The following is a 24,668-nucleotide window of genomic DNA, read 5'->3' on the forward strand; positions in this document are numbered from 1 at the left end:
TGCGCGACGCCCACCGCCGAGGCGATTACCTTCGACGAGGCGGCCCGGATGTTCACCTCGTGGGCCGCCGCCGGCGGGCACGAGGACCAGGTACGCGGCGCGCTCAAGCACGGCCTGGCCGGGGACGCGGTGATCCTCTCGCACGACGTGTCCACCGTCGCCGACGCGGACCTGTTCGACGTGCGCGTCGCGCGCACCATCATCGCCGGGATCGCCCGCCACACCGGAAGGACCTCGGCGTGACGGTCAACGGAGAGGTGTCGTTCTGGTACCGGGAGATCGGCCTGCCCGCTCCCCGCCCCGCGCTGGAGTGCTCCATCGAGGCCGACGTGTGCGTCGTCGGAGAATGTGCCGATGGCAGGCCCTAGAAGTGCACTGAAAATCTTGCGTTCTGGTCCCGCCTCGGATGATTCGGGGCCAGACTCGTTGCGTGCAGGGTGAATGGGCTGGAGAACCGGTAGGGCCGGATGTGTGGCAGACCTGCCGGGAGCTGATCCCAGCCGGGAGCGTTTTCGCGTTCCTGGCCGAACATCGGCAGACGCTGTTCCCAGCAGACATGTTCACGGACATGTATCCCTCGGCGAACGGGCGGCCGAGCATGCCGCCGCAGGTGCTCGCCACAGTGATCGTCCTGCAGAGCCTGCACGGGCTGTCGGACTTCGAGACGGTTCAGGAACTGCGTTGTGACCTGAGGTGGAAGGCCGCCTGCGGCCTGGGTCTGTACGACACCGCGTTCGACCCGTCGCTGTTGACCTACTTCCGACGGCGCCTGCAGCGCTCGGCCGATCCGAACCGGCTGTTCACCAAGGTCAGGGAAGTCGTCGCGGCCACCGGCGTCCTCAAAGGCAGGCAGCGCCGGGCGTTGGACTCCACCGTGCTGGACGACGCGGTCGCCACCCAGGACACCGTCACCCAGCTCATCGCCGCGATCCGCCGGGTCATCCGCGACGTCCCCGGCGCCGAGCCGGTCGCCGCCCAGTGGTGCACCGCCCACGACTACACCGACCCCGGCAAGCCGAAGATCGCCTGGAACGACCAGCAGGCGCGGGACACACTGGTCGACGCCCTGGTCACCGACGCCCTTAATCTCATCGCTCACGTGCCCGGCCAACCGCTCGGCGAGACGGCGGCAGGCGCCCTCGGACTGCTGGCACTGGTCGCAGGACAAGACGTCGAGCCCGCCGACGGCTCCGACGGCCGATGGCGGATCGCCCGGCGCACCGCCCACGACCGCATCGTGTCCACGGTCGACCCCGAGGCCCGCCACATCCACAAGAACCGCACCCGCCACCAGGACGGCTTTCGCGCACATGCCGCGTTCGAGCCCGAGGCGGGGCTGTTCACCGAGGTCGCCCTCACCGCGGGCAGCGGCGCGGACAACCACGAGGCCGCCGTCGCCCGAAGCCTCCTCGCCGGCGACGACGATGCCCTGACGGTACTGGGCGACACCGCCTACGGCACCGGCGACCTGCGACAGACCCTCCAAGCCGACGGCCACACCCTGGTGATCAAGCCGCCGCCGCTACGCCAAGCCGTCCCCGGCGGCTTCACCACCGACGATTTCCAGGTCGACACCCAAACCGGCCGCGTCACCTGCCCGGCAGGCCACACCAAAACCCTCGGCCGCCCGCTGGCAGGTGGTAACCGCCAGGCCCAGTTCAAGATCCTGTGCCGCACCTGCCCACTGCGCGAACGCTGCACCACGTCCAAGACCGGACGCACCTTCAACGTCCACCCCCACTATGACCTCCTCAAAACCGCCCGGCAGCAGGCCGCCACCAGTCAGCGATGGCAGCAGGAGTACCGCCGCTGGCGACCACCCGTCGAACGCGCCATCGCCTGGCTGGTCGCCAAAGGCAACCGTCGCGTTCCCTACCGCGGCGTCCTCAAGAACAACATCTGGCTCCACAACCGCGCTGCCGCACTCAACCTCCGCCGCCTCATCAACCTCGGACTCACCCACACAGGCGGCGCCTGGGCACTGAACCCCGCCACTGCATAAGCCGCCGGGGCGCCTGCTCCGCGCCGATATCCACTCAAACCAAGATCTTCAGTGCACTTCTAGGAGACCACGTCCTTGACGCGGAAGCGGCGGAAGGCGAACGCGATCATGATCGCCGAGTAGGTGACCGAGACGGCCACCCCCTTGAGCATGCCCTCGTACGAGGGCTGGGCCGCCAGGGCGTCCAGCCACGCGTTGCTCCAGAACGTCGGCAGGAACTCCCTGAGCGGGCCGAGCGCCTCGACCGCCTGCAGGATGTTGCTGACGATCACCAGGCCGACCGCCCCGCCGACCGCCCCCAGCGGGGAGTCGGTGCTGACCGAGAGCAGGAAGCCCATGGCCGCGACCACGAACTGGCTGACCAGGACATAGCCGATCACCACCCCGAACCGGGGCAGCACCTCCAGGGCGGCGATCGTCTCGCCGGTCTGGGGTACCCGGACGTCGTTCCAGCCGAAGACGAGGCTGCCGGCCAGCAACGCCATCACCGGCAGGCAGATCACCGCCGCCGCCGAGTAGCCCATCGTGACGATCAGCTTCTGCCGCAGCAGCCGGTCGCGCGGGATCGGGGCGGCCAGCAGGTAGCGCAGCGACGACCAGCCGGCCTCGCTGGCCACGCTGTCGCCGCAGAACAGCGCCACCGCGACGGCCAGCAGGAAGCTCGCCGACACCAACAGGGTGAACGCCGCGAAGTTCAGCCCGCCCTGGGTGGCCAGGTCGGCGACGCGCAGCCCGGTGCCCGGCTGCCCGGGCACGGTGCCGAACTTGAAGGCGATCACCAGGATCCACGGCAGCGCGAGCAGCAGGCCGAACACGATCAGCGTGCGGCGCCGCTTGAACTGCCGGACGATCTCCACGGCGAGCGGCAACGTGCGTCCCGGCGCGTACCCGCGCGCCGAGCCGTTCTGCGCGAGTCCGCCGCCCGGAGAGCCGGTCGGGGTGGTGAGGGCAGCGTTGGAGTCGCTCATGCCTTGTTTCCGATCAGGTCCAGGAAGACGTCCTCCAGGCGGGGGCCGGAGCCGTTGACCGGGGTGTGGCTGGCCAGCAGCTCGCTCACGGTTCCGGCCGTGACCAGGCGCCCGCGGTGCATGACCACCGCGTGGCTGCAGGTCTGTTCCACCTCCGACAGCAGGTGGCTGGAGACGATGACGGTGCGGCCCCCCTCCGCGTAGCGGATCAGGACCTGGCGCATCTCGCGGATCTGGGGCGGGTCGAGCCCGTTGGTGGGCTCGTCCAGTACGAGCAGGTCGGGCAGGCCGAGCATGGCCTGGGCGATGGCCAGGCGCTGGCGCATGCCCTGGGAGTAGGTGCGGACGGCGCGGTCCAGCGCCTTGCCGAGCCCGGCGATCTCCAGGGCCTCGGCGAACCTGGCGTCCTCGGCGGGCCGCCCGGTCGCCTTCCAGTACAGCTCCAGGTTCTCGCGGCCGTTGAGATGCGGCAGAAAGCCCGGGCCCTCGACGAACGAGCCGAGCCTGGACAGGACCGGGGCACCGGGCACCACCCGGTGACCGAAGATCCGGATCTCGCCGCCGTCCGGCCGGATCAGGCCCATCAGCATGCGCAGGGTGGTGGTCTTGCCCGCCCCGTTGGGGCCGAGCAGACCAAGCACCTGGCCGTGCTCCACGGTGAACGACAGGTCGTCCACCGCGCGCTCGCCGTTCCGGTACGCCTTGGTCAGCCCACTGATCCGCAGCGGTACGGAGCCCAGCTCGGGATCGTGCTCATCGGTGGTGCGGCGGCGGCCGGCGAGCAGCAGGACGGCCGCGACGACGAGGGATGCCAGCGGCAGTGCCCAGATCCACCAGACGGGGCCGGTCTGCGGGGTGCGCAGGGTGGCGTGGGTGGGGACGGTCACGGCCGGCGAGGCCAGGGCGACCTTGTGGACGGCCGGGGCCGCCGGGGTGCCGTAGGCCAGGTCGGTGGTGGTGAACGCGACCCGCAGCCGGTGTCCGACGTCGAATCTGTGGTCGATGGCGGGCAGGGTCACCGTGGCCTCGCCCGAGCCGTCCGCGCCGATCGCGATCCTGAGCGGGGCGACGAGCCCCTCGGGCAGGATCGGCGCCTGGGTCGCGCCGGCGATGTCGTAGAGCTTGGCGAACAGGGTGACCTCGCCCGCAGGGCTCTTCGCCTTGTCGCTCCCGGTCCGGGTGTCGCCCGCGCCGCCTTCCGCGTCATCGGTGGACGAGCCGGTGGACGAGCCGGTGGCGGCCTCGGCCGCGGCGGGGGACCCGGAGGTCTCGGATGTCACCCGGACCCGCACGGTAGAGCTGCCGGTGACCTGGAGCGGGGCGGTCAGCAGGGCGGAGTCGAAGACGGCGCTCTGCCCCGTCATGTCGACGGACAGGTTCACCGTGGCGCCACCGCCACCGCCGAGGCCGCCGAAGCCGGGCACCGCGGAGATCGAGGAGGGAGAGCCGCCGGGCGGGGTGGCCACCGACTGGTCGGGGCCGTTGAGCGGTACGGAGGTCTGGCCGCTGCCCGACAGCCCGGGGTAGCCGTCGGCCGTGGCGTGCAGCTGGATCGGCTGGCGGGTGCCGGGGTCGCGGCCGCCGCTGCGGGTGACCGTGAAGGCGCCGCCGGCCTGGGCCGCGTCGCCGGTCTCCTTCAGGTAGCGATCGAACCAGCCGAGCGTCCTACCGTGCAGCCAGTCGACCTCGCCGTCGCCACCGTCGTGGCCGCCGTCGAACCAGGCGACCTGTACCGGGGCGCCGGTGGCGGCGATGGCCTTGGCGTTGGCGTCCGCGTGGCCCAGCGGGAACAGCGAGTCGCGCTGTCCTTGCAGCAGCAGCGTCGGAATCCTGATCTTCCCGGGCACCGAGATCGGGCTCGACCTGCGCAGCGTCTCCACCGCGCTCGCCGTCGCCCGGCCGCTCTGGGCCACCTGCTGGTACATGTCGCAGATCTCCGGCAGGAACCGGCCGCAGCGCACCTCATCGGCGGTGAGCGGCCGCTCCTGCGCCTGCCGCTCCGGGCCTCCGCCGTTCCCGCCACCGAGGGCGGCCGGGCCGGCGACGGCCGGTGTGGGGCCGCCCCGGCTGAAGAAGAGCCCGGCCCACATGCGCTTGAACACCCCGTTCTCGGGCCCCTGCCCGGTGGCGTCGGGGAACAGCGCGTCGGCCAGGTCGTACCAGGTGATCTGCGGGACGATCGCGTCGATCCTGGGGTCGTGGGCGGCGGCCATCAGCGCGATGGCGCCGCCGTACGAGCCGCCCGCGATGCCCACCCGCGGGTCGCCCGCCGCGTCGAGCCGGACCTCGGGTCGCTTCGCGACCCAGTCGACCAGCTGGCGCACGTCCTTGACCTCGTAGTCGGGGGAGTTCAGCGCGATCTGCCCCGAGGAACGGCCGAAACCCCGCGCCGACCAGGTCAGCACGGCGTAGCCGTCCTGGGCCAGCCGCACCGCGGCGTCCCTGACGCTCTGCTTGCTGCCGCCGAAGCCGTGCGCGAGCAGTACCGCCGGGGCCCTGCCGCCTCCGGCGGGAGGGAAGAAACTCGCGTCCAGCGTAACCCGCTGGTCGTCGCCCGGCCCGTCGAGCACCGTGATCATCTGCTCCTGGGCCCGCACGTCCGGTGTGGACGGCCAGACCAGCCAGGCCACGACACCGACGGCCAGCACGGTGACCACCGCGACCCAGGCGGCCCACCTTGCCCCACGTTTCACCAGTTCTCCTTGAGCGTGGGAGTCCCCTCCCTTCGAAAGAGGGAAGGATGTCACGGCGCGAGCTTACTGATCCAAGCTGAGATGCTCCTGAGACGATTCTCAGGAGCATCCCCACCGGTCAGCCGCCGTGGTGCGACGCCGGAAGTGAACAAGGACGATCACCTGTGCCGGAAGGACGGCAGTCGCCCCGATGGTTCGGGGATGTCCCTGATTGCGGACCGAGGTGAAGGGGCGGCATCATTTCGACACGTGAAGCCAGTAGAAAGCCTCCGAAGAAGAGCCACTCCGGTCATCGAGTGGGCTCTGCCGTATTGGACGCGAGGAAAGGCCGGCAGGGAGACCCCGGAGGACCTGTTCAGGCTCCTCTACCTCGGGTGGCTGGTGGCTTTCTCCTTCAAGGTGCTGGGGGCCTCCTGGGACGTCTCCTGGCACTTCAAGTGGCTCCGTGACGACCTGGCCCCGCCGCACCTGCTCAACAGCGTCGGCACCGCCATCGCCCTCGCGCTCACGATCATCCACATCTACACCGGTTACGGCGTCGACAAGCTCGCGCAGCGCCTCATCACCTGGGGCACGGCGGTCTTCCTGATCGCGGTTCCGCTCGACCTGATCAACCACCGGGTCAACGGGCTCGACATCACCTCGTGGAGCCCGTCCCACCTGATGCTCTACATCGGCACGCTCTTCATGGTCTGCGGCGTCCTCTGGGGCTGGTTCATCCGGGCGGTTCCCGGCCGGACGCGCACGCTGGTCCTCGGCGGGCTCTTCGTCTTCCTCTTCGAGAACGTCTGGTTCCCCGAACAGCACCAGGAGTACGGGGTCTACGGCCTCGCCGCCTGGGACAGGGGCGAGCCGGACGCGGAACCGATCCTGATCAGGTTCGCCGCCGACCAGATCGGCCTGCCGGTGGACGACAGGGCGGTGGCGCTCCACTTCACGCTGCCCGTGCCCGACCAGCTCTACCCGCTCTACGCCGTGATCGCCGCCATGCTGGTGGCCGTCTATGCCCGGGCGATGATCGGCCGGATGTTCTCCGCCACCGCGGTGGTCGGGGCCTACGTGGTCTTCCGCGCCCTGATCTGGCCCCTGCTCGCGGTCGCCGACTTCCCGCGCTCGGCGGTGCCGGTCTTCCTGATCGCCGGAGCGCTCGCCGTCGACCTGGCGTTCCTGATCAGGATGCCCGTGGTCAGGGCGCTGGTCGGCGCACTCGGCGTCACCCTCATCGTCGACCAGGCGCTCCGCCTCCAGCACGAGATGTTCATGGCGCCCCCGCTGGTGACCCCCGCGACCATGCTGATCGGAGGGGTGGGACTCGCCGTCCTGTGGCTGGCGGCCGAATGGTCCTTCGGCCGCTGCACGCTCCGGGCTCAGGACAGGGAGGCCGTGGTCAGCGCCACCGCCACCCCGTAGGCGAGCCCCATCACGGTGATCTCGGCCGCCGCCCACGCGACGACCGCCGTCGCCCGCCGCTCCGCGATGTGCGGCAGCAGGCGGAAGCGGATGTGGGCGGCGAACGGGATCAGCAGCGCCACGCAGACGACCTTGGCCACCACCAGCGGGCCGTACTCACCGCTCAGCAGCGCCCCGGGTAGTTCCACCCCGGGGGTGAGGGCCATCGTGGCAAGCCCGTTCACCAGCCCGGAGACGCTGACCAGGACCAGCGCCAGGGTGGCCAGCCTGGAGAACTTCGGCAGCACCCGCGCCAGCAGCTCCCGGTCCGCGGCGACCAGCAGAATGATCGTGAGCAGGCCGCCGGTCCACGCCGCCGCGCCCATCACGTGCAGCTCCATCGAGATCATGATGGGGTCGTGCCAGACCGAGTCGACGGCGTGGCCGGTGACCGGGATCGGCAGGAGCCCGAAGAAGGCGATCACGATCCGCAGTTCGGCGGGGACCTTCTCGCCGTACCGCACGGCCAGCAGCCCGATCCCGGCGTAGGAGAGCGCGCAGGCGGCGGTGAAGAGCATTCCCTGCCCGGCGCCGACACCGTCGACGTACTCGGCGATCATCGACGGAGTGGGGATCAGCCCGGGGTTCAGCTCGGCCGTCTGGAAGACGATGATGACCAGCGCCAGCAGCGCCCACGCCCAGGCGAAGGTCACGGCCATCGGTCGCGCCCGGCGCATCACCGGCTCGGTCCGCTCGGGGTCGTCGAATCCGAGCATCTTCGGCAGCAGGCTCAGCCCGACCACCGCCACCGTCGCCAGGTCCAGCAGCACCCGCAGCACCGGCAGGCCGTACTCCACCAGCGGCCCGGGGATGACGATCCCCGGCACCACCTCCTGCGCGGTGAACGCGGTCGCGGCCAGCACGGCCAGCACGGCACCCGACACGAACCCGCCGGCCACCAGCCTCCTGGCGGTGCCGGCCTCGGGAGCCCGCTCGGTGGTCACGGTCATCTCGTGTCCCCCTCCTTGGTACGGCGCATCGCCACGACGGTGGCCCCGCCCAGCAGGACGATGGAGGCGGCGATCCACAGCACGGCCATCCCGGCTCCGCCGTTCTGCGCGGCCTCGGCGGCCTGGGCGCCCAGATCGGGGCTCTGGGCCGCGGCGGCCGCGGCCGCCGGTGCCGGGTCGGTGGCTGCCGGGCCCGCGGGGGCCTGCTCGGTGGACGCCTGCCCCGAGGAGGCAGGGCCGGGCGCCGTCAGGGTGAAGGTGATCTTGCTGGAGACCGGGTGACCGTCGGAGGAGAGGATCCGGTAGCCCACCACGTACTCCCCGGCGGGGCCGAGGGCCTTCACGCGGACGCTGGCCTTCGCCCTGTCGACCGCGGTCTTGCCGTCTTCCCAACGCGTGCCGTCAGGGCCGGTCACGCTGATCTGCGCGAAACCCTGCCGGACAGGCTGGTCGAAGGTGAGTGTGATCGTCTCGGGTCCGGTGGCCAGCTCGGCACCGTTCTTGGGGTCGCTGTCGATCAGCACGTTGTGGGCCTGCGCCGGGGTGACCGCGCCGAGCAGCGCGGCGCACGCGAGCAACAGGACCGTGAGTAGCCGCCTCACCGGTCGTGGCCTTCCGTTGGGTCCGTCATGACCTGGACATGGTCCCACGCTTGCGTGTCCGGGACGCGGCCACCCGGGCGATGGCCGGGCACGGAGGGAAAAGGGGGCGTCCCGGGTCGAGGAGCCGGAACGGCTTTTCGCCCGTGAGCGGTCCGGAGCCTGCCCGCGGGCGGAAACGGCCCGCTCGTCGTGGGGGCACGCGTCTCCCGGGCCGTCCGCCCACGGGTGAAGCCCGGAGGGTGCCTTGCGAGGCGTCCATCCAGGCTTCGGCCCCGTTGAGAGGCTCCGCGCGTCGCTCTCCAGTGGCCCCACACCGAACGTTGACCGGGAAACCCGCAGCGGGGAACAGTGGGCGGGGAGGCCTACGGCGTTCCCGCCCGCGACCGCCACCGCTTCCCGGAGGGAGCCGGTGGTGGCCGGGGCTGTCGGTGTGGGAGGGGGACGGCGTACCATCCGGGCACGCCTCGTGTTGTCGGGCGCTTGTTCGGAGTCGTGAGTCACGAGGATGCGAGGCCATATGGGCGTTGTCCAGCCTGTTCCCGATCCGAGGGCGGCGCTCGCGGAGCCGACGCGCCGGGTGGGGTCCTGGTGGGTGGCCGGCATCTCGCTGGCCAACCTGGCGCTCTGGATGGGCTACTTCGGGCCGCTCCAGGTCCTGCTTCCCTCGCAGGTGGCGCTGGTCGACCCGGCGGGCAAGGAGGGGGCGCTGGCGCTGGTGACCGGGCTGGGGGCCGCCGTCGCGATGCTGTTCAACCCCATCGCGGGGGCGCTGTCCGATCGCACGGCAGGGCGGTTCGGGCGCAGGCACCCGTGGTCGCTGGCAGGGGCGCTGGTCGGCGCCGGGGCGCTGGCCCTGCTGGCGGGGCAGGGGTCGATCGCCGGCCTGGCGGCCGGCTGGTGCCTCGCGCAGGCCGGGCTCAACGCGATGCAGGCCGCGCTCAGCGCCGAGGTGCCCGACCACGTCCCGGTGAGCCAGCGGGGTGAGGTGTCGGGCTGGATCGGGATTCCCCAGACGCTCGGGGTGGTGCTCGCCGTGGTCCTGGTCACCATGGTCGCCACCACCACCGAATCCGGATATTTCCTGATAGCGGCGCTGATGCCGCTCTGCGTGCTTCCCTTCGTCCTCACCACCCACGACCCCCGCCTGGCGGCCAGACCACCCTTCGAGCTCGGGGCCTTCCTGAGAGGTTTCTGGATCAGCCCCCGCGCTCACCCCGACTTCTTCTGGGCCTGGCTGACCCGCTTCCTGATGCAGCTCGGCAACGCCGTCGCCACGCTCTACCTGCTGTACTTCCTCACCGACGCGGTCGGCTACGAGCGGCTCTTCCCCGGCGAGCGGGCCGAGGACGGCCTGCTCACGCTGATCCTGATCTACACCGCGACGGTCGTGCTCACCACCGTCGCCGCGGGCGTCGTCTCCGACCGGCTCGGCCGACGCAAAGCGCTCGTCACGGCCTCCGGCCTGATCAGCGTGATTCCCGCGGTGATGCTCGCGTTCTGGCCGCAGTGGCCGGTGGCCACGGCCGGCGCCGCGATCATGGGGATCGGCTTCGGCATCTATCTCTCGGTCGACAACGCCCTGGTCACTCAGGTCCTGCCGGCCGCCGAGGGACGTGCCAAGGATCTCGGTGTCATCAACATCGCCAACTCGGGACCCCAGGTGCTCGGCCCGGTCATCGCCGGTCCCATCGTGGCCGGTCTCGGTGGCTATCCGGTCCTCTACCTGACCTCCGCGGCCCTCGCCCTGCTCGGCGCCGCCCTCGTCTGGAAGATCCGCTCGGTGCCCTGACCGTGCGGACGGACGCCGCCCGCCACCGGGAGCAGTGCCCGGCGCATGTGCGGCACGGTTCTTCGTCCGGGAGCAGTGCCCGGCGCATGTGCGGTTAAGGCGGAAAGTCCTGTGAGGGTACGAGGTCCCTCGCGCCGGTGTGACGTCCTTCACTCAGTGTTGTATTAAGGCCACTCCCGCTCCGATCGGTGATGTCTCCGTCGCTGCACGTGATGGAACCCTTTGGGTATGGCAGTGGTTGTAGCCCCCCGGCCCGTCCTGGGAATCGTTCTCCTGACCTTCGTCAGCGCCGCCTGGGGGTCGGCTTTCCCGCTGATGAAGGACCTCATCGTCCGCATGCCCGTGGCGGACCTACTCGCCGAGCGGTACGGCATCGCCACGTTCGCGCTGGTCGCGTGCCGCCCGCGCAGCCTGCGAGGGCTTTCCGAGAGCACCTGGCTGACCGGCATCCTGCTCGGCCTGCTGTTCGGTGTCGGCCAGACGGTCCAGGCGGTCTCGCTGCACGACCTGCCCTCATCGGTCTCGGGGTTCACGGTCGGCTCGTACGTGGTGATCACCCCGGTTCTCGGGCTGGTCCTGCTCGGCGCCAGGACCTCGGCCAGGATCTGGGCCGCGGTGGCGCTGGCGGCCGTCGCGATGACCGTGTTCACCCTGCTGAAGGGCGCGGAGGGCGACATCTCCGCACCCGCGCTGGTCGCCACCCTGGTGTCGGCGCTCCTGTACGCGGCCCACACGCTGGCGCTCGGCAACTCCGCCGAGGCGCGGCGACACGCCTACGCGGTCACGGTCATCCAACTCGGCACCATCGCCGTCATGACGGGTGTCCTCGCCCTGCCGGACGGGCTGACCCTGCCCGCCACGCCGTGTGACTGGGCGATCCTCGGGCACCTGTCGATCGTGGCCTGCGCCCTGGGTTTCCTGGCCCGCTCGTGGGGCCAGGTCCACGTATCGCCGGTGCCCGCAGCGGTGATCCTGTCGGCCCAGCCGCTCTGGGTGACCATCCTGGCGGTCGCGCTGTACGGGGAGTCGCTCACCTTGAGTATCTTCCTCGGCGGAGGGCTGATCGCCCTCGCCATGCTCCTGGTCGTGCTGCCCAGGGGGCTGCTCAGCTCAGTTCGGCGGGGGATAGGCCCAGTTCCGCCGCGGCGGCCGTCTGGATGAGCTCGGTCATGCGCGCCCGGGGGAGCAGCCGCCTGTGCACCGTCACCTGAGTGGCCAGGCCGTCGATGAGAGACATGATCCGCCAGGTCGCGCCCTCGGGGTCCGCGCAGACGAAGATTCCCACCTCGACGCCGTCGTCGATGATCGCGTGAAGTGTCTCCTTCCATCGCATGTCGATCCTGCGGGACGTCTCCTCAAGCTCTGAGTTACGCATCGACTCGGCCCAGGCGTCGATCCACAGGGCCCACGACTTGGTCTTCCCGCCGGGAGGATAGAACCGGAGCAGGGCCCGCAGCCGATCGAGGGGGGAGCCGCCCGACTCCGCCACCTTGGTGAGCGCGTCCAGATGGAGTTGGGCCGCGTAGGAGAAGGCCTGGGCGAACAGCTTCTCCTTGGTCTCGAAATGGTAGAAGAGCAGTGCCTGGCTGACGCCGGCCGCCTGCGCGATGTCCGCGGTCCGTGTGTGACCGAACCCCTGGGCCGCGATGACATCGCAGGCGGTTCGGAGTAGATCTTCACGACGTAATCGCCCAAATCCCCGTGCCACAAGGGAACACTAGCGGGTCAGGGGCCGCCCTCCCGGCCGGGGTGCAGGGGGATGCGCAGGACGAATCGCGCGCCCCGGGTGCTGTCCTCCAGCCTCAGGATGCCGCGGTGCGCGCGGGCGATCTCCCTGGCGATGGGGAGTCCCAGTCCGGTGCCTCCCTCGTCCCTGTTGCGGGAGGCGTCCAGCCGGGCGAACCGCTGGAAGACCAGTTCCCGCTGCTCGGACGCGATCCCGGCGCCGTCGTCGAGCACCTCCACGACGGCCGTTTCGCCGTCCACGCTCACACTCACCGAGATCTGGGAGTCGGCGTGCCGTTCCGCGTTGTCCAGCAGGTTCGTCAGCAGCCGGGCCATCCGGAGCCGGTCGCCGGTGATCGCCACCCCCGGCTGCAGATCCCTGTCGACCCGGACGTTGCGCCTGCGCCTGTCCAGCTCGTCGCCGACAAGCGCGCCCAGGTCGATCCGCTCGTGCCGGGCGGGCACCCCGGAGTCGAGCTTGGCCAGTGTCAGCAGGTCCGAGATGATCGCCTGGAGCCGGTCCAGGCTGGTGAGCATCGCGCCGGCCTTCGCCTTCCAGTCGACGTCGTCGGGGTAGCGCAACGCCTCCTCCACCTGGGCGCGCATGGCGGTGAGCGGGCTGCGCAGGTCGTGTGAGGCGTCGGAGGCGAACCTGCGCTGCTGCTCGGCCGAGGCCTCCAGCCGGTCCAGCGTCTGGTTGATCGTCTCGGCCAGCTGCCTGATCTCGTTCTGCGCGGCCGGTACCGGCACCCGGCGGCCGATGTCGGTCGCGGTGATCTCCTCCAGCTCGCGTCTGATCGCCTTCACCGGCACGAGCGCCGCCTTCACGGTCCTGAGCGTCGCGATCGCGAGGAGGGCGACCGCCGTCACGATGGCCGTCGTGACGGCGGTCAACGTCAGCCGACGCCGTACCGACCGCGCGTTCCCCGCGAACACTTCACTCCTCGGCGCTAAATAGGGCCATTAAACGGATTAATTGCCGTTTCCTGGTGATTGATGGCCAAGAAGGGGCAAATATCCTTCCACCTTCCCCTGTAGAGCATTGCTCTGTACGGCTGATCGGGCGCCGGCTAGCGTAAGTGAGCACTGATTGGAGCGGGCATGCACCCCGGGGTCATCGAGTTCCGCGACGAGCTGCCCCGCACGCCCACCGGGAAGCTCTCCCGCTCCAGGGTCCGGGAGGAGTATCTGGCCTCCTAGCCGTTCCGTTGCGGAATGCCGGGCTAGCGGGTGATCCACTCGGTGGAGGTGGTGACCTCCCGCAGCACGCCGGGGATCGGCTCGACGCCGATGCCCGGCCCGGTGGGGACGCCCAGGTGGCCGTCGCTCAGCTCGAAGGGCGGGGTGATGTCGGTGGTGTAGTAGCGGCGGGAGGCGGAGGTGTCGCCGGGCAGGGTGAAACCGGGCAGGGCGGCCAGGGCGACGTTGGCGGCGCGGCCGATGCCGGTCTCCAGCATGCCGCCGCACCAGACGGCGACGCCGTGGGCGCGGCACAGGTCGTGGATGCGCCGGGCCTCCAGGTAGCCGCCGACCCGGCCGGGTTTGACGTTGACCACTGAGCAGGCGCCCAGCGAGATGGCGGCGGCCGCGTCGGCGGCCGACTCGATGGACTCGTCCAGGCAGATCGGGGTGGCGATTCTGCCGGCCAGCCGGGCGTGCTGGACGATGTCGTCGTGGGCCAGCGGCTGTTCGATGAGCAGCAGGCCGAAGTCGTCCAACCTGGCGAGGTGGGCTGCGTCGCTGAGGGTGTAGGCGGCGTTGGCGTCGACCTGGAGGAGCAGGTCGTCGCCGAAGCGCTCCCGCACCGCGCGGACCGGGGCGAGGTCCCAGCCGGGTTCGATCTTGAGCTTGATCCGGGCGTAGCCCTCGTCGAGATAGCCCGCGACCGTGTCCAGGAGTTCGGGGACGGAGTTCATGATCCCGACCGACACCCCGGCGGGGACGCGGTCCGTGGCGGCGCCGAGGAAGGAGGCGAGGGACACACCGGACGCGCGCAGCTGGGCGTCCAGGACCGCGCTCTCCAGGGCGGCCTTCGCCATCCGGTGGCCCTTGAAGGGGTGCAGCGCGCGGCCCACGCCGTGGACGTCGAGGTGGGCGGGCAGGGCCGGGATGAGGAAGCGGCGCAGCACGTCGGCGGCGGCGTCGACGTACTCGGGGGAGTAGAGCGGGTCGGACATGGCCACGCACTCGCCCCAGCCCTCCGCCTCGGGGGTGACCACGCGGAGCAGGAGCACATCGCGCTCGGTCTCCGTGCCGAAGGAGGTACGGAACGGTGTGACCAGCGGCATCGCGATCCGCCTCAACTCGATCCCGGTGATCTTCAAGTTTCCTTCTCTCGTTCGTCGCACCGGGTTCCATTGTCACGCCGCTCTCCGTCGCCGTGTCGGCGAGGCTCGCTCAGGCGGGCCTTCCCAGCTCGGCGCGGAACAGCCGATGCACGTTCCCGCCGATGATCTTCACGATCTCCTCGTCGGCGAAGCCGTGCTTGAGCAGGGCGTCGGTGACCAGGGGCAGGCCGCTCGGGCCGGACAGTCCGGGCAGGGTCGCGCCGACGTCGACGCCGCTGTAGCCGACCTCCTCGCAGCACGGGGGAGTGACGTCGTGCATGACCTCGCGGATGAAGTCGGGACCGAGACCGACGTGGTCGATCCCGCCGACGCTCGCGACGTGCTCGATGTGGTCGACCAGCCGGTCCACCGTGTACTCGGTGATGTCCTCCGTCAGGAAGGCGGGCAGGAAGTTGACGCAGATCACGCCGCCGGTGGCGGCGACGGCACGGATCTGGTCGTCGGTCAGGTTGCGGTGGTGGTCGCGCAGCGCGCGGGCCGAGGAGTGGGTCGCCATCACCGGCCTCCTCGCCAGCTCCAGCACGTGCCCCACCCCCGAGGCGCCCAGGTGGGAGACATCGAAGATCATGCCGAGCCGTTCCATCTCCCGGACCGTCTCCACCCCCGCCGCGGTGAGCCTGCTGCCGGTGGCGTCCTCGCCGCTGCCGTCGGCCAGCGCGGTACGGCCCCAGTGCGCGATCGAGGCGACCCGCACGCCCAGCCGGTGCAGCGTGGGCACCAGCTCGACGGCCGAATCCAGCCCCGGCATGCTCTCCAGCGCCAGGACCAGGGCGATCCTCCCCCCGGCGAGGGTCTCGTCGATCTGCGCGCCGTCCAGGCAGAGCCGTACGGCGTCGGCGTTGCCCTCGGCCAGCACGTGGGCGCACTCGATCATGCGCAGTGTCTGCCGGAGCGCGCCCTCGGGCCGGTACTGGTCGTCGATGAAGACCGGCAGCACCTGGAGGTTCACCCCGCCCTCGCGCAGCTGCGGCAGCCAGCGCTCGCGGAAGAACGACGCCCAGCGTTGTGGCGGACGCGCGGTGACGGCCATCAGCAGGTCGTTGTGGGTATCGGCGACCACGGAGTCGCGGTGGAGGTCGGCGGACACGGCGGGCCCTTCTGCGCGTACGGCTCTCGTTCGCCACGACGGTATCGGCACCTCACCTCCCGCGCCTCGCGAGGGAGCGTGGGTCAGCGCGCGAAGTGGAAGTCGTCCGGGCGTGCGGCACCGGTGACGCGGCGGTAGGCGGTCGTCTTGCCCGGCCAGTTGTTGGTCACCCGGCCGGCCTCGTTCTTGTACCAGCTCGTGCAGCCCGCCTGCCAGACCATGCCTGCCATGGCTTCGTCGAGGGTCTTCCGCCAGGTGGCCATCGTCTCCGGCCTGACCTCCATCGGCCCGCGCGCGGCCAGCTGCGGCAGGCAGCCCATGATGTACCGGACCTGGCACTCGATCATGAAGACGATCGAGCTGTGGCCGAGGTTGGTGTTGGGGCCGTACAGCAGGAACAGGTTGGGGAAGTGCGGCACGGCGATGCCCAGGTACGCCTCCGCGCCGTCCTTCCACTCCTCGGCCAGATACCGGTCGCCGCGCCCGGTGACCTGGATGGAGGCCAGGAAGTCGGAGGTCTCGAAGCCGGTCGCGTAGACGATCGCGTCGGCCTCGTGGAGCCCGGCGGCGGTCTCCACACCGCCGGGGACGATCCGGTTGATCCGGTCGGTGACGACGTCCACGTTGGGGCGGGTCAGCGCGGGATAGAACTTGCTGTCGGCGACGATCCGCTTGCAGCCGACCGGGTAGTCCGGGGTCAGCTTGGCCCGCAGCACCGGGTCGGGGACCTGGTTGTGCAGGTGTTCCAGGGCGCGCTTGCGGAGCGGGTCGGAGCTCCAGCCTCCGGCCAGGGCCGGGTAGAGGGTGATCTCCGTGTACCGGTAGATCCACTCGCGGTAGGCGCGCTGCAGGAAGGGCACGTAACGGAAGGCGGTCCTGGCTCCGGAGCCGAAGACGGCGTCCGCCTTGGGGATCACCCAGTTTGGGGTCCGCTGGAAGACATCCAGGTGATCGGCTACCTCGGCGACCTTCGGGATCAACTGCGCCGCCGAGGACCCGCTTCCGATCACGGCCACCCGCCTGCCGGTCAGATCGAAGGAGTGGTCCCAGCGGGCGGAGTGGAAAGCCGCGCCATTAAACGTTGACATTCCCGGAATGTCGGGCAACTGGGGTCGGTTGAGCTGTCCCACGGCCGACACCACCACGTCGAACAGCTCGTCCCCGGCCGTGGTGCGGACCCGCCACTTCCCCAGCGACTCCTCGAAGGTGGCGGCGATGACCGCGGTGTTCAGCCGGAGGCGGGGTCGCACGTCGTACTTGTCGGCGCACCTCTCCAGGTAGTCCAGGATCTCCGGCTGCTCGGGAAAGCGGCGCGTCCAGCTGGAGTACTTCTCGAAGGAGAAGGAGTACAGGTGCGAGGGGATGTCGCAGCCCGCCCCCGGATAGGTGTTGTCGCGCCAGGTGCCCCCGACGTTGTTCCCCTTCTCGAAGATCGTGTACGAGCGGATGCCGGCCTTCTCCAGCTGGATGGCCATGCACAGGCCGCCGAATCCGGCACCGATGATCGCGACGTTCGGACTCATGCGTACGTCCCCGGGTTGATGTTGTCACGGCAGCGGCCCCCGATGCCGGCAAGGGTCAGGCGCCGGTAGACGTCCGCAAGCTCCAGCTGCCGCCTGCGTCCACGTCTCCCCAGCTCCACACCTCTTCATACACCAGGAGTGTTGTGACAAATACTGGAATAAATACTGGAATCCGCCGCTGCCCATGGGGCAGTGTCCGCTTACATCAGGTGATCCGTTCGTGCCGGGGAACAGGCCGATAGTCTGCGCTGGTGCCTACGCTTGCCGACATCGTCACAGAGCTGGAATCCCGCTACGACCCCCGCTGGGCGGAGTCGTGGGACGCGGTCGGACTCGTCTGCGGAGACCCCGCCGCGGAGGTGCGCAGGATCCTGTTCGCGGTCGACCCGGTGGCCGCCGTCGCCGACGAGGCCCTCGGCTGGGGCGCCGACCTCATCGTCACCCACCACCCGCTCTACCTGCGCGGCACCACGAGCGTCGCGGCCACCACCTTCAAGGGCCGCCTGATCCACACGCTGATCAAGAACGACATCGCGCTCTTCACCGCCCACACCAACGCCGACATCGCCGATCCCGGCGTCTCCGACGCGCTCGCCCGCGCCGTCGGCCTGACCGGCACGCTCGTCCCGCTCATGCCCGCGGCCGACGACCCCAGGCGTGGTCTAGGCCGGATCGGCTCGCTGCCGGGCCCCATCCCCCTCGCCGAGTTCGCCCGGCAGGCCGCGCGCGGTCTCCCCGCCACGGCGGGCGGCCTGCGGGTCGCCGGAGACCTCGGCCGCCCCGTCCAGCGGATCGCGGTCAGCGGGGGATCCGGAGACTCCCTCCTCGGGACGGCCCGCGCCGCCGGAGTCGACGTCTTCCTCACCGCCGACCTGCGCCACCACCCGGCGAGCGAGTTCATGGAGGCCGACGGCCCCGCGCTGATCGACGCCGCCCACTGGGCCACCGAGTGGCCATGGCTCGCCGACGCGGCGCACCATCTGACGTCCGCATCGGCCGCCAGGGGGATTACTGTTGAGACGCGCGTTTCCGAGACGGTCACGGACGCCTGGAAAACAACAGCAAAGTGCGAGGATTTCACGTGAAAGCAGCCCCTGCGGCCCAGAAGCGTCTGCTTGACCTGGCCGAACTCGACTCCGTCATCGACCGGCTGGCCCACCGCCGCCGTACCCAGCCCGAGCTGGCCCAGATCGACGAGCTCTCCGCTCGCGTCGCCCGCATCGCGACACAGGTGATCGCCGCCGAGACCGAGTCCGGAGACCTCGCCAGAGACCAGACCAAGGCCGAGGCCGACGTCGACTCGGTCCGCATCCGCGCCGAACGCGACCAGAAGCGCCTCGACTCCGGCCAGGTGTCCTCGCCGAAGGACCTGGCCAGCCTCCAGTCGGAGATCGTCTCCCTGACGCGCAGGCAGGGCGACCTGGAGGACGTGGTGCTGGAGATCATGGAGCGCCGCGAGGCGGCCGACGCGCAGGTCGCCAAGCTGGTGGCCGAGCGCGACGAGCTCACGGGCACCCGAGGCGTCGCCGAGGATCGCAGGGACGCGGCCTTCGCCGAGATCGACAAGGAGAAGAACGAGGTCCAGAGCAGGCGCACCGAGGTCGTGAAGGACATCCCGGCCGACCTGCTCGCCCTCTACGGCAAGCTGCGGGAGCAGTTCGGGGTGGGCGCCGCGATGCTCCAGGGCGGCCGCTGCCTCGGCTGCCGCACCAGCCTGTCCATCGCCGAGATCAACCGCATCAAGGCCGCCGCCCACGAGGAGGTCATTCGCTGCGAGGAGTGCCGCCGGATCCTGGTCCGCACCGCGGAGTCCGGCCTGTGACCTTGTACGTCATGGAGGCCGACGGCGGCTCGCGGGGCAACCCCGGGCCGGCCGGCTACGGCGCCGTCGTCAAGGACGCCGCCGACGGCCAGATACTGGTCGAGACCGCCGAGTCGATCGGCACCCAGACCAACAACGTCGCCGAGTACCGAGGACTCATCGCCGGCCTGGCCGCCCTGCTCGCCCTCGCCGGAGACGGCGCGAAGGTCGAGGTCCGGATGGACTCCAAGCTGGTCATCGAGCAGATGGCCGGCCGGTGGAAGGTCAAGAACGAGGGCCTGCGCCCGCTCGCCCTGGAGGCCGCGGCCCTCGCCAGGCGGCTGAAGGTGACCTGGCGCTGGATCCCGCGCGAGAAGAACAAGGACGCCGACCGCCTGGCCAACGAGGCCATGGACGCCGCGGCCAAGGGCCGCATCTGGCGATCCTCGGGTTCCTCCTCTCCCATCGAGGGAGTGAGCGGCGGCCGTACCTCCGGCAGCGGCGCCTCCGGGAGTCGCGCTTCCGGTGGTGCTGTCTCCGAGATCCCTGCCTCCGGCAGCGGCGCCTCCGGCAGCGGCGCCTCCGGGAATGGTGCCCCCGCCACCCTCACCGGTGGAGGGCCCGCCGAGGATCTTCTCCTCTTCGACACCGATGACCTCGGCGCCGGTGACTCCGGTGGCGGTGTCGTCACCCGGGAGCCGGCGGGGCAGGCGGCACGGACGGCCATGCCCACGGGGCGCGGCACCGGCTGGCGCCCGCCTACCTCGGTCGCGACCTCGCTGTACCTGCTCCGGCACGGTGAGACGACGCTCTCCATCGAGCGCAGGTTCTCCGGGCTCGGCGATCCCGAACTCACGCCCAACGGCGTCGCCCAGGGCGAGGCAGCCGCCGCCAGGCTGGCGGGGGAGGCGTACGGCATCCAGGTGATCGTCAGCTCACCGCTGAAGCGCGCCCGCGCCACCGCGGAGATCGTCGCGGCCAGGACCGGTCTTGAGGTCGTCGTCGAGGAGGGGCTGCGGGAGACCGACTTCGGCGACTGGGAAGGCCACACGTTCACCGAGATCCAGCGTCGCTGGCCGGACGAGCTCGCCGCGTGGCTGGCGGACCCGTCCGCCGCGCCGCCGGGTGGGGAGAGTTTCGGGAAGGCGGCGCGGCGGGTCCAGGCGACCGGGGACCTGCTGATCGAGCGCTACGAGGGCAAGACGATCCTCGCCGTCTCCCACGTCACGCCGATCAAGATGCTGCTGCGATTCGCGCTGCTCGCTCCCCTCAGCGCGTTGTACCGCATGCATCTCGACCTGTCAGCCCTGTCCCTGATCGAGTACTACGCCGACGGTCCGGCGGTGGTGAAGGCGTTCAACGACACCTCCCACCTGCGCTGAACCGGCGGTCTCGCGTCCGAAGGAACTCGGCTGTCCCGTCCCGCTTGATTCATATTTCAGCGCAGATGACTTGCCGTTCGGTTGGAGCCCACTTGGGACCCGTTAGGCTTGGAACATGGCGGACGAGCCGGCCGGGCGGCCGCGTCGGGTCTCTTCGGAGACCCGCCGAGGAAGGTCCGGGCTCCACAGGGCAGGGTGGTCGGTAACGCCGACCCGGGGTGACCCGCGGGAAAGTGCCACAGAGAACAGACCGCCTCCCCTCGCGGGGAGGTAAGGGTGAAACGGTGGTGTAAGAGACCACCAGCGCCCACGGTGACGTGGGCGGCTCGGTAAACCCCACCCGGAGCAAGGTCAAGAAGGGGCGCTCTCCGGAGCGTCCCGCGCGCGACGTCTGAGGGCTGCCCGCCCGAGCCGCGCGGGTAGACCGCTTGAGGCCGTCGGCAACGACGGCCCTAGATGGATGGTCGCCTCTTCACGCGAGTGAGGAACAAAACCCGGCCTACAGGCCGACTCGTCCGCCCTTATGGCTTTGACCTGCGACGGAGCAATCATTACTGGTGATCAAAGGTTGGCGTTACCCTGAATGTCGCTTGCCAGCTTGATGGGACCACCTGGTTGCCACGAGGAAGGGACCACCTGGCCGTGTAGTCGATCATAGTGATCTTCCTCGGTTCGTTCCCGGCGACGCCCCGTTGCCGGAGTCGTGATCGGGGTGGATGGTGGGTCGTTGACGCGTCCGGTGAGCGGGTCGCGCCATACCTTCAGGTCGGCCAGTACCTGCTGCGGCGCGTTGTCGGCCCACTGCTCGATCGCGGTCAGCGAGTCGCCGCCCACCGCCGCCGTCGCACAGGCCACCACCGCCAGGACCGAGACCAGTGAGTGGCGTCGCCCTCTCCGCGAGCGCGGATCGGTAATCAGGGCGAACCGGCCCAGAAGCTCCAGGCGGGCCGAGGAGCCGGCATTCGTTTCCTCAAGCTGCTCGCGGTCGACAGCAGCGATTAGCGATGATGGCGTGACGGGCACGGTTTCCTCTTTGGATCAGACGGCTTCAGAGACCTCTGATCTTCGGGAACCGTGCCCTTCCTCATGCGCGAACTGGGCCGGCCATTACCCAGCCCGTACCGCTGTACCTGGCTTGCACCTCACGCTTGGCCGTGTCAAAGAAATCAAACCCGAAAGAAATTAAACCCGGACGAATCCTCGATGTGCCGGGGCCCTGGTAGCCCCGCGACCTGTATTTTCTCCCGAAACAACCCCTGTTAAAACATGAAGCAGAAATTACGTCCCACATGCTTTTCCCGGCTCGCGCGCAGGATTTCTTTTTCGTAGGAAGAAATAATCTTCCCGCGGCGGGAAAGAAGATATTCCTCTTCTTGTCGCGAACATCTTCGCTCCCCTGAGAAGCTGAAGCCATGCCGCGCAAGGAAAAGTTCGAGTACATTACGCCAGATCGGCTGAGAGCGTTCCTCCCTCGGCATTCCTACTTCGTCTCTCGTGCACTTCTCGCCCTTCGCGATGAGATCACAGTTCACTGCCGGGTACTGGGCGATCAAGGTCGACATGAGGATATTTTTGAGATTAATGTGATCGGTCCGCTGGAGGATGGAGCGATCGATCTCGTCCTGGGGCCGTCACCTCCGTACCCCGAGAAACACGAAGCGTTGGATTCTCTTGGGCTGTACACCACCCAACTCGAAGCGATGGCGCCCATCAATGATCCTCTCGACGCGGTCAGCTTGGAGCAACTGGTCAGCAGGGGGCCGTTGCTGTTGGCGCCGTCAGGGAGTCGATCACGAAAGCCAAGGCGAGGCCGAGATGTCCGATCGCGGAGAAAATGCCATGACGCGCCGCATCCCCATGTTCACCCTCGACGGCGTCCCCGACGCGCGGACGAGCACGCATTCGTTCACCACCCAGGACGGCCTGGGGCTGAGCATGCTCAGGTTCCTCAGGGAGCCGGCCGACGACGTCGTCCTTGTGATCCACGGGTTGACGACCTCCAGCGACATGTTCATCATGCCCGAGCACCCCAACCTCGTCCGCTACCTCCTGGACAACGGCTACCCGGACGTGTGGACGCTGGACTACCGGATGAGCAACCGGCACCCGTACAACCGCTCGATGCACCGCTTCACCATGGACGACATCGCGCTGTTCGACTACCCGGCCGCGCTGCGCACACTGCGCGCGGAGGTGGGGGACCGGCGGGTGCACGTCATCGCGCATTGCCTGGGCTCGGTGTCGTTCATGATGAGCCTGTTCGGCGGGGCGGTGGACGGCATCGCCGGCGTCATCGCCAACAGCGCCGCGCTCACCCCGAGGGTGCCCGCCTGGTCGCAGCTCAAGTTGACCGTGGCGCCGGCGTTCATGGAGTACGTCCTCGGCTTCCCCTACCTGGACCCCAAGTGGGGCGAGGAGCCGGCGCTCACCCGCGGGTGGCTGTTCTCGAAGGCGGTGGACCTGTTCCACCCGGAATGCGATGAGTCCTCCTGCCACATGCTGAGCCTCATGTGGGGCACCGGCTGGCCCGCCCTCTACGGCCACGACAAGCTGCACGCGATCACCCACGCCCGCAGCGGCGACCTGTACGGCGCCACCGGCCTCCACTACTACCGGCACGTGCTCAAGATGGTCCGGGCAGGCCGCGCGGTGAAGTACGACCCGCGGGACCCCCGGCACAGCGCCCTGCCGGGCGACTACCTGGCGAACGCCGCCGAGATCACCACCCCCGTGCTACTGACCACGGGCGACCGCAACCGCGTCTTCGCCGACTCCAACGTCGTCTGCCACGACCGGCTCAACGCCGTCGCCCCGGGCCGCCACGAGCTCGTCGTCTTCCCCGGCTACGGCCACCAGGACGTCTTCATGGGCAAGAACTGCCACCAGGACGTCTTCCCGGTAATGACCGACTTTCTCAAGCGTCAGGGGGCGTGACCGTGTCCCAGACCTACCGGCCCACCAGCCACGAGGCCTTCCAGCACGGCACGCTGCTCAGTCTCGCCTACGACTGGGAGCGCGTCGCCGACCCGGGCGTCCCGCCGCGCTGGCCGTTCAGGGTCTACCTGCCGCGCGACACCGACGACGTCGTCAGAGCCGTGCGCGAGGCCCGTGACCGCGGCGAGCGGCTGATCGTCCGCGGCCACGGCCATTCCAGCAACAATCTCGTCACCGGCGAGGGCGCCACGGTCCTGCTGACCGACCGGATGAACGAGATCATCAACGTGGACGAGCGCCAGGCGTTCTGCACCATGCAGGGCGGTGCCGTCCTGGCCGACGTGGACGCGCACCTCGCGCGGCGCGGCTGGGGGCTGTCGATCATTGGCGACCACGACCACATCACGGCCGGCGGCTTCGCATCCGTCGGCGGCATCAGCCCCGCGTCCCACCGGTACGGGCTGTTCGTCGACACCGTCACCGAGCTGGAGTACGTCGACTGGGACGGCGAGGCGCACATCTGCGGCCGCGAGCGCGACCCGGACCGCTTCCACCGTGTCCTGGCGGGCACCGGCAGGCACGGCATGATCACCTGGCTCACGGTCGCGATCGTCCGCGTCGACAAGCACCGGACCGTGCTGAAGAACGACCGGCTGCTCACCACGAACCTCGACGACTACATCCGCCGCTCCGGCGAGCTGATCCGCGACCCCGGCGACGCGCTGATGGAGCGCGGCGTCTGGGCCGACTTCCCGACCCCGGCCGGGCCGCTGCGGCTCGGCCAGTTCTCCTCCTATCACGAGACCCCGCAGAACCCGCTCAAATCACTCCTCAACAACGTCGCCTACGGCTACCAGCGGTTCCTCGGCTACTGGGCGGGCCGCCTGCCCTCGGTGGTGGACGAGATCGTCAAGTACCTTGGCATGGCGACGATCATGCTCAGCCCCGCCTACGCCAGCGGCAAGAACATCGAGCGCTTCACCGACCAGGTGCTCGACTCCACCGTCGGCGACCCGACCCGCATGCTCGTCGCCCTGGCCCCGGCCGAGCGCTACGAGTCGCTGTTCAGGCAGTTGTACGAGGCCGCCGTCGAGGAGCGGCGCGCCAGCGGGGGGATCACGTTCATCTCCGTGTACGTGAAGGCGATCCGCTCGGCGTACCTGTCGAGAGGGGACGAGACCAAGCGGCACTGCGAGCTGATGCTCTACGTCGGTGTCAACCCCGAGCAGATGACCGAGAAGATCCTCGAACGCCTGGTGGACCGGGTCGACGACATCGTCATCGACCACGGCGGCTTCCGGTACATGCATTCACGCACCAGCAGCGATCCGGAACGGCGGCGACTGCTGGACCCGAACGCCCGGTACGCCGAGCACGCCACCGAGCCGGTCCCCGGCAAGCCGCGGAAGGGATGA

At 69.8% G+C, this 24,668-nt stretch carries 22 protein-coding genes and 1 other RNA gene; 12 read left to right on the forward strand and 11 right to left on the reverse strand.

Annotated features, from left to right (window positions below; genetic code table 11):
* Window positions 1-24: 24 nt before the first annotated feature.
* The 3 genes from OIE13_RS05190 (at window position 25) to OIE13_RS05200 (ending at window position 2,002) form a co-directional block, all read left to right on the forward strand.
* Window positions 25-243 carry an amidohydrolase family protein gene (locus OIE13_RS05190; RefSeq protein WP_326646851.1) on the forward strand — a complete coding sequence of 73 codons (219 nt, stop codon included), beginning with the start codon at window positions 25-27 and terminating at the stop codon, window positions 241-243.
* Window positions 240-368: a hypothetical protein gene (locus OIE13_RS05195; protein ID WP_326829608.1), complete on the forward strand. Its 129-nt coding sequence runs from the start codon at window positions 240-242 to the stop codon at window positions 366-368. The genes OIE13_RS05190 and OIE13_RS05195 overlap by 4 nt, the downstream gene beginning before the upstream one ends.
* Before the next feature lie 62 nt (window positions 369-430).
* On the forward strand, window positions 431-2,002 hold the full coding sequence (locus tag OIE13_RS05200; protein ID WP_326639485.1) for an IS1182 family transposase: 1,572 nt from the start codon (window positions 431-433) through the stop codon (window positions 2,000-2,002).
* Between the two features lie 59 nt (window positions 2,003-2,061).
* Here OIE13_RS05200 and OIE13_RS05205 read toward each other — a convergent pair whose 3' ends face one another.
* A complete protein-coding gene (locus tag OIE13_RS05205; protein ID WP_326642375.1) occupies window positions 2,062-2,970 on the reverse strand; it encodes an ABC transporter permease in 909 nt (302 codons plus the stop codon).
* Complete coding sequence (locus OIE13_RS05210) at window positions 2,967-5,663, reverse strand: alpha/beta fold hydrolase (protein WP_326829609.1); 2,697 nt, start codon at window positions 5,661-5,663, stop codon at window positions 2,967-2,969. The genes OIE13_RS05205 and OIE13_RS05210 overlap by 4 nt, the downstream gene beginning before the upstream one ends.
* A gap of 249 nt (window positions 5,664-5,912) precedes the next feature.
* Here OIE13_RS05210 and OIE13_RS05215 point away from each other — a divergent pair, with 249 nt between their 5' ends.
* Complete coding sequence (locus tag OIE13_RS05215) at window positions 5,913-7,073, forward strand: hypothetical protein (RefSeq protein WP_326642372.1); 1,161 nt, start codon at window positions 5,913-5,915, stop codon at window positions 7,071-7,073.
* Here OIE13_RS05215 and OIE13_RS05220 read toward each other — a convergent pair.
* Window positions 7,031-8,062, reverse strand: coding sequence for a copper resistance D family protein (locus OIE13_RS05220; RefSeq protein ID WP_326642371.1), 1,032 nt, complete (start codon window positions 8,060-8,062; stop codon window positions 7,031-7,033). The two genes, OIE13_RS05215 and OIE13_RS05220, sit on opposite strands and share 43 nt — an antisense overlap.
* Window positions 8,059-8,664 (reverse strand): copper resistance CopC family protein, encoded by a 606-nt coding sequence (locus OIE13_RS05225; protein WP_326642369.1) that lies wholly within the window; start codon window positions 8,662-8,664, stop codon window positions 8,059-8,061. The genes OIE13_RS05220 and OIE13_RS05225 overlap by 4 nt, the downstream gene beginning before the upstream one ends.
* A gap of 517 nt (window positions 8,665-9,181) precedes the next feature.
* On the opposite strand from OIE13_RS05225, the gene OIE13_RS05230 reads away from it, so the two are divergent.
* Together OIE13_RS05230 and OIE13_RS05235 are read left to right on the forward strand one after the other, a co-directional pair.
* Window positions 9,182-10,453 (forward strand): MFS transporter, encoded by a 1,272-nt coding sequence (locus tag OIE13_RS05230; RefSeq protein ID WP_326642367.1) that lies wholly within the window; start codon window positions 9,182-9,184, stop codon window positions 10,451-10,453.
* Between the two features lie 228 nt (window positions 10,454-10,681).
* Window positions 10,682-11,614, forward strand: coding sequence for a DMT family transporter (locus OIE13_RS05235; protein ID WP_326829610.1), 933 nt, complete (start codon window positions 10,682-10,684; stop codon window positions 11,612-11,614).
* Here OIE13_RS05235 and OIE13_RS05240 read toward each other — a convergent pair.
* The 5 genes from OIE13_RS05240 to OIE13_RS05260 form a co-directional block, all read right to left on the reverse strand.
* Window positions 11,559-12,161: a TetR/AcrR family transcriptional regulator gene (locus OIE13_RS05240; protein WP_326642364.1), complete on the reverse strand. Its 603-nt coding sequence runs from the start codon at window positions 12,159-12,161 to the stop codon at window positions 11,559-11,561. The genes OIE13_RS05235 and OIE13_RS05240 overlap by 56 nt on opposite strands.
* 17 nt (window positions 12,162-12,178) lie before the next feature.
* A complete protein-coding gene (locus OIE13_RS05245) occupies window positions 12,179-13,114 on the reverse strand; it encodes a sensor histidine kinase (RefSeq protein ID WP_326829611.1) in 936 nt (311 codons plus the stop codon).
* A gap of 287 nt (window positions 13,115-13,401) precedes the next feature.
* Complete coding sequence (gene menC / locus OIE13_RS05250; protein WP_326642360.1) at window positions 13,402-14,502, reverse strand: o-succinylbenzoate synthase; 1,101 nt, start codon at window positions 14,500-14,502, stop codon at window positions 13,402-13,404.
* 73 nt (window positions 14,503-14,575) lie between these two features.
* Window positions 14,576-15,613 (reverse strand): dipeptidase, encoded by a 1,038-nt coding sequence (locus OIE13_RS05255; RefSeq protein ID WP_326642358.1) that lies wholly within the window; start codon window positions 15,611-15,613, stop codon window positions 14,576-14,578.
* 83 nt (window positions 15,614-15,696) lie between these two features.
* Window positions 15,697-17,136, reverse strand: coding sequence for a flavin-containing monooxygenase (locus tag OIE13_RS05260; RefSeq protein WP_326642356.1), 1,440 nt, complete (start codon window positions 17,134-17,136; stop codon window positions 15,697-15,699).
* A gap of 251 nt (window positions 17,137-17,387) precedes the next feature.
* Between OIE13_RS05260 and OIE13_RS05265 the strand changes: the two genes are divergently transcribed.
* The 4 genes from OIE13_RS05265 to rnpB all read left to right on the forward strand — a co-directional run bounded on the left by OIE13_RS05265 (window position 17,388) and on the right by rnpB (window position 20,837).
* Window positions 17,388-18,221: a Nif3-like dinuclear metal center hexameric protein gene (locus tag OIE13_RS05265; protein ID WP_326642354.1), complete on the forward strand. Its 834-nt coding sequence runs from the start codon at window positions 17,388-17,390 to the stop codon at window positions 18,219-18,221.
* Window positions 18,218-18,958 carry a zinc ribbon domain-containing protein gene (locus OIE13_RS05270; RefSeq protein WP_326829612.1) on the forward strand — a complete coding sequence of 247 codons (741 nt, stop codon included), beginning with the start codon at window positions 18,218-18,220 and terminating at the stop codon, window positions 18,956-18,958. The genes OIE13_RS05265 and OIE13_RS05270 overlap by 4 nt, the downstream gene beginning before the upstream one ends.
* Entirely contained in the window at window positions 18,955-20,319 is a 1,365-nt protein-coding gene (locus OIE13_RS05275; protein ID WP_326642349.1) for a bifunctional RNase H/acid phosphatase, read from the forward strand. The genes OIE13_RS05270 and OIE13_RS05275 overlap by 4 nt, the downstream gene beginning before the upstream one ends.
* 123 nt (window positions 20,320-20,442) lie before the next feature.
* An RNA gene (rnpB, locus tag OIE13_RS05280) (RNase P RNA component class A) lies at window positions 20,443-20,837 on the forward strand.
* Window positions 20,838-20,880: 43 nt separating this feature from the next.
* Here the strand turns inward: rnpB and OIE13_RS05285 are convergent.
* Both OIE13_RS05285 and OIE13_RS05290 read right to left on the reverse strand, forming a co-directional pair.
* Window positions 20,881-21,342, reverse strand: coding sequence for a transposase family protein (locus OIE13_RS05285; RefSeq protein WP_326829613.1), 462 nt, complete (start codon window positions 21,340-21,342; stop codon window positions 20,881-20,883).
* Window positions 21,343-21,578: 236 nt separating this feature from the next.
* Window positions 21,579-21,881 carry a hypothetical protein gene (locus OIE13_RS05290; RefSeq protein WP_326829614.1) on the reverse strand — a complete coding sequence of 101 codons (303 nt, stop codon included), beginning with the start codon at window positions 21,879-21,881 and terminating at the stop codon, window positions 21,579-21,581.
* A 277-nt stretch (window positions 21,882-22,158) separates the two neighbouring features.
* Between OIE13_RS05290 and OIE13_RS05295 the strand changes: the two genes are divergently transcribed.
* Both OIE13_RS05295 and OIE13_RS05300 read left to right on the forward strand, forming a co-directional pair.
* The gene (locus OIE13_RS05295) at window positions 22,159-23,253 is read left to right on the forward strand and encodes an alpha/beta hydrolase (RefSeq protein ID WP_326829615.1); all 1,095 of its coding nucleotides are present in this window, start codon (window positions 22,159-22,161) and stop codon (window positions 23,251-23,253) included.
* The gene (locus OIE13_RS05300; RefSeq protein WP_326642341.1) at window positions 23,250-24,668 is read left to right on the forward strand and encodes an FAD-binding oxidoreductase; all 1,419 of its coding nucleotides are present in this window, start codon (window positions 23,250-23,252) and stop codon (window positions 24,666-24,668) included. The genes OIE13_RS05295 and OIE13_RS05300 overlap by 4 nt, the downstream gene beginning before the upstream one ends.

Source organism: Streptosporangium sp. NBC_01810, from assembly GCF_035917355.1.
Taxonomy (GTDB): Bacteria; Actinomycetota; Actinomycetes; order Streptosporangiales; family Streptosporangiaceae; genus Streptosporangium.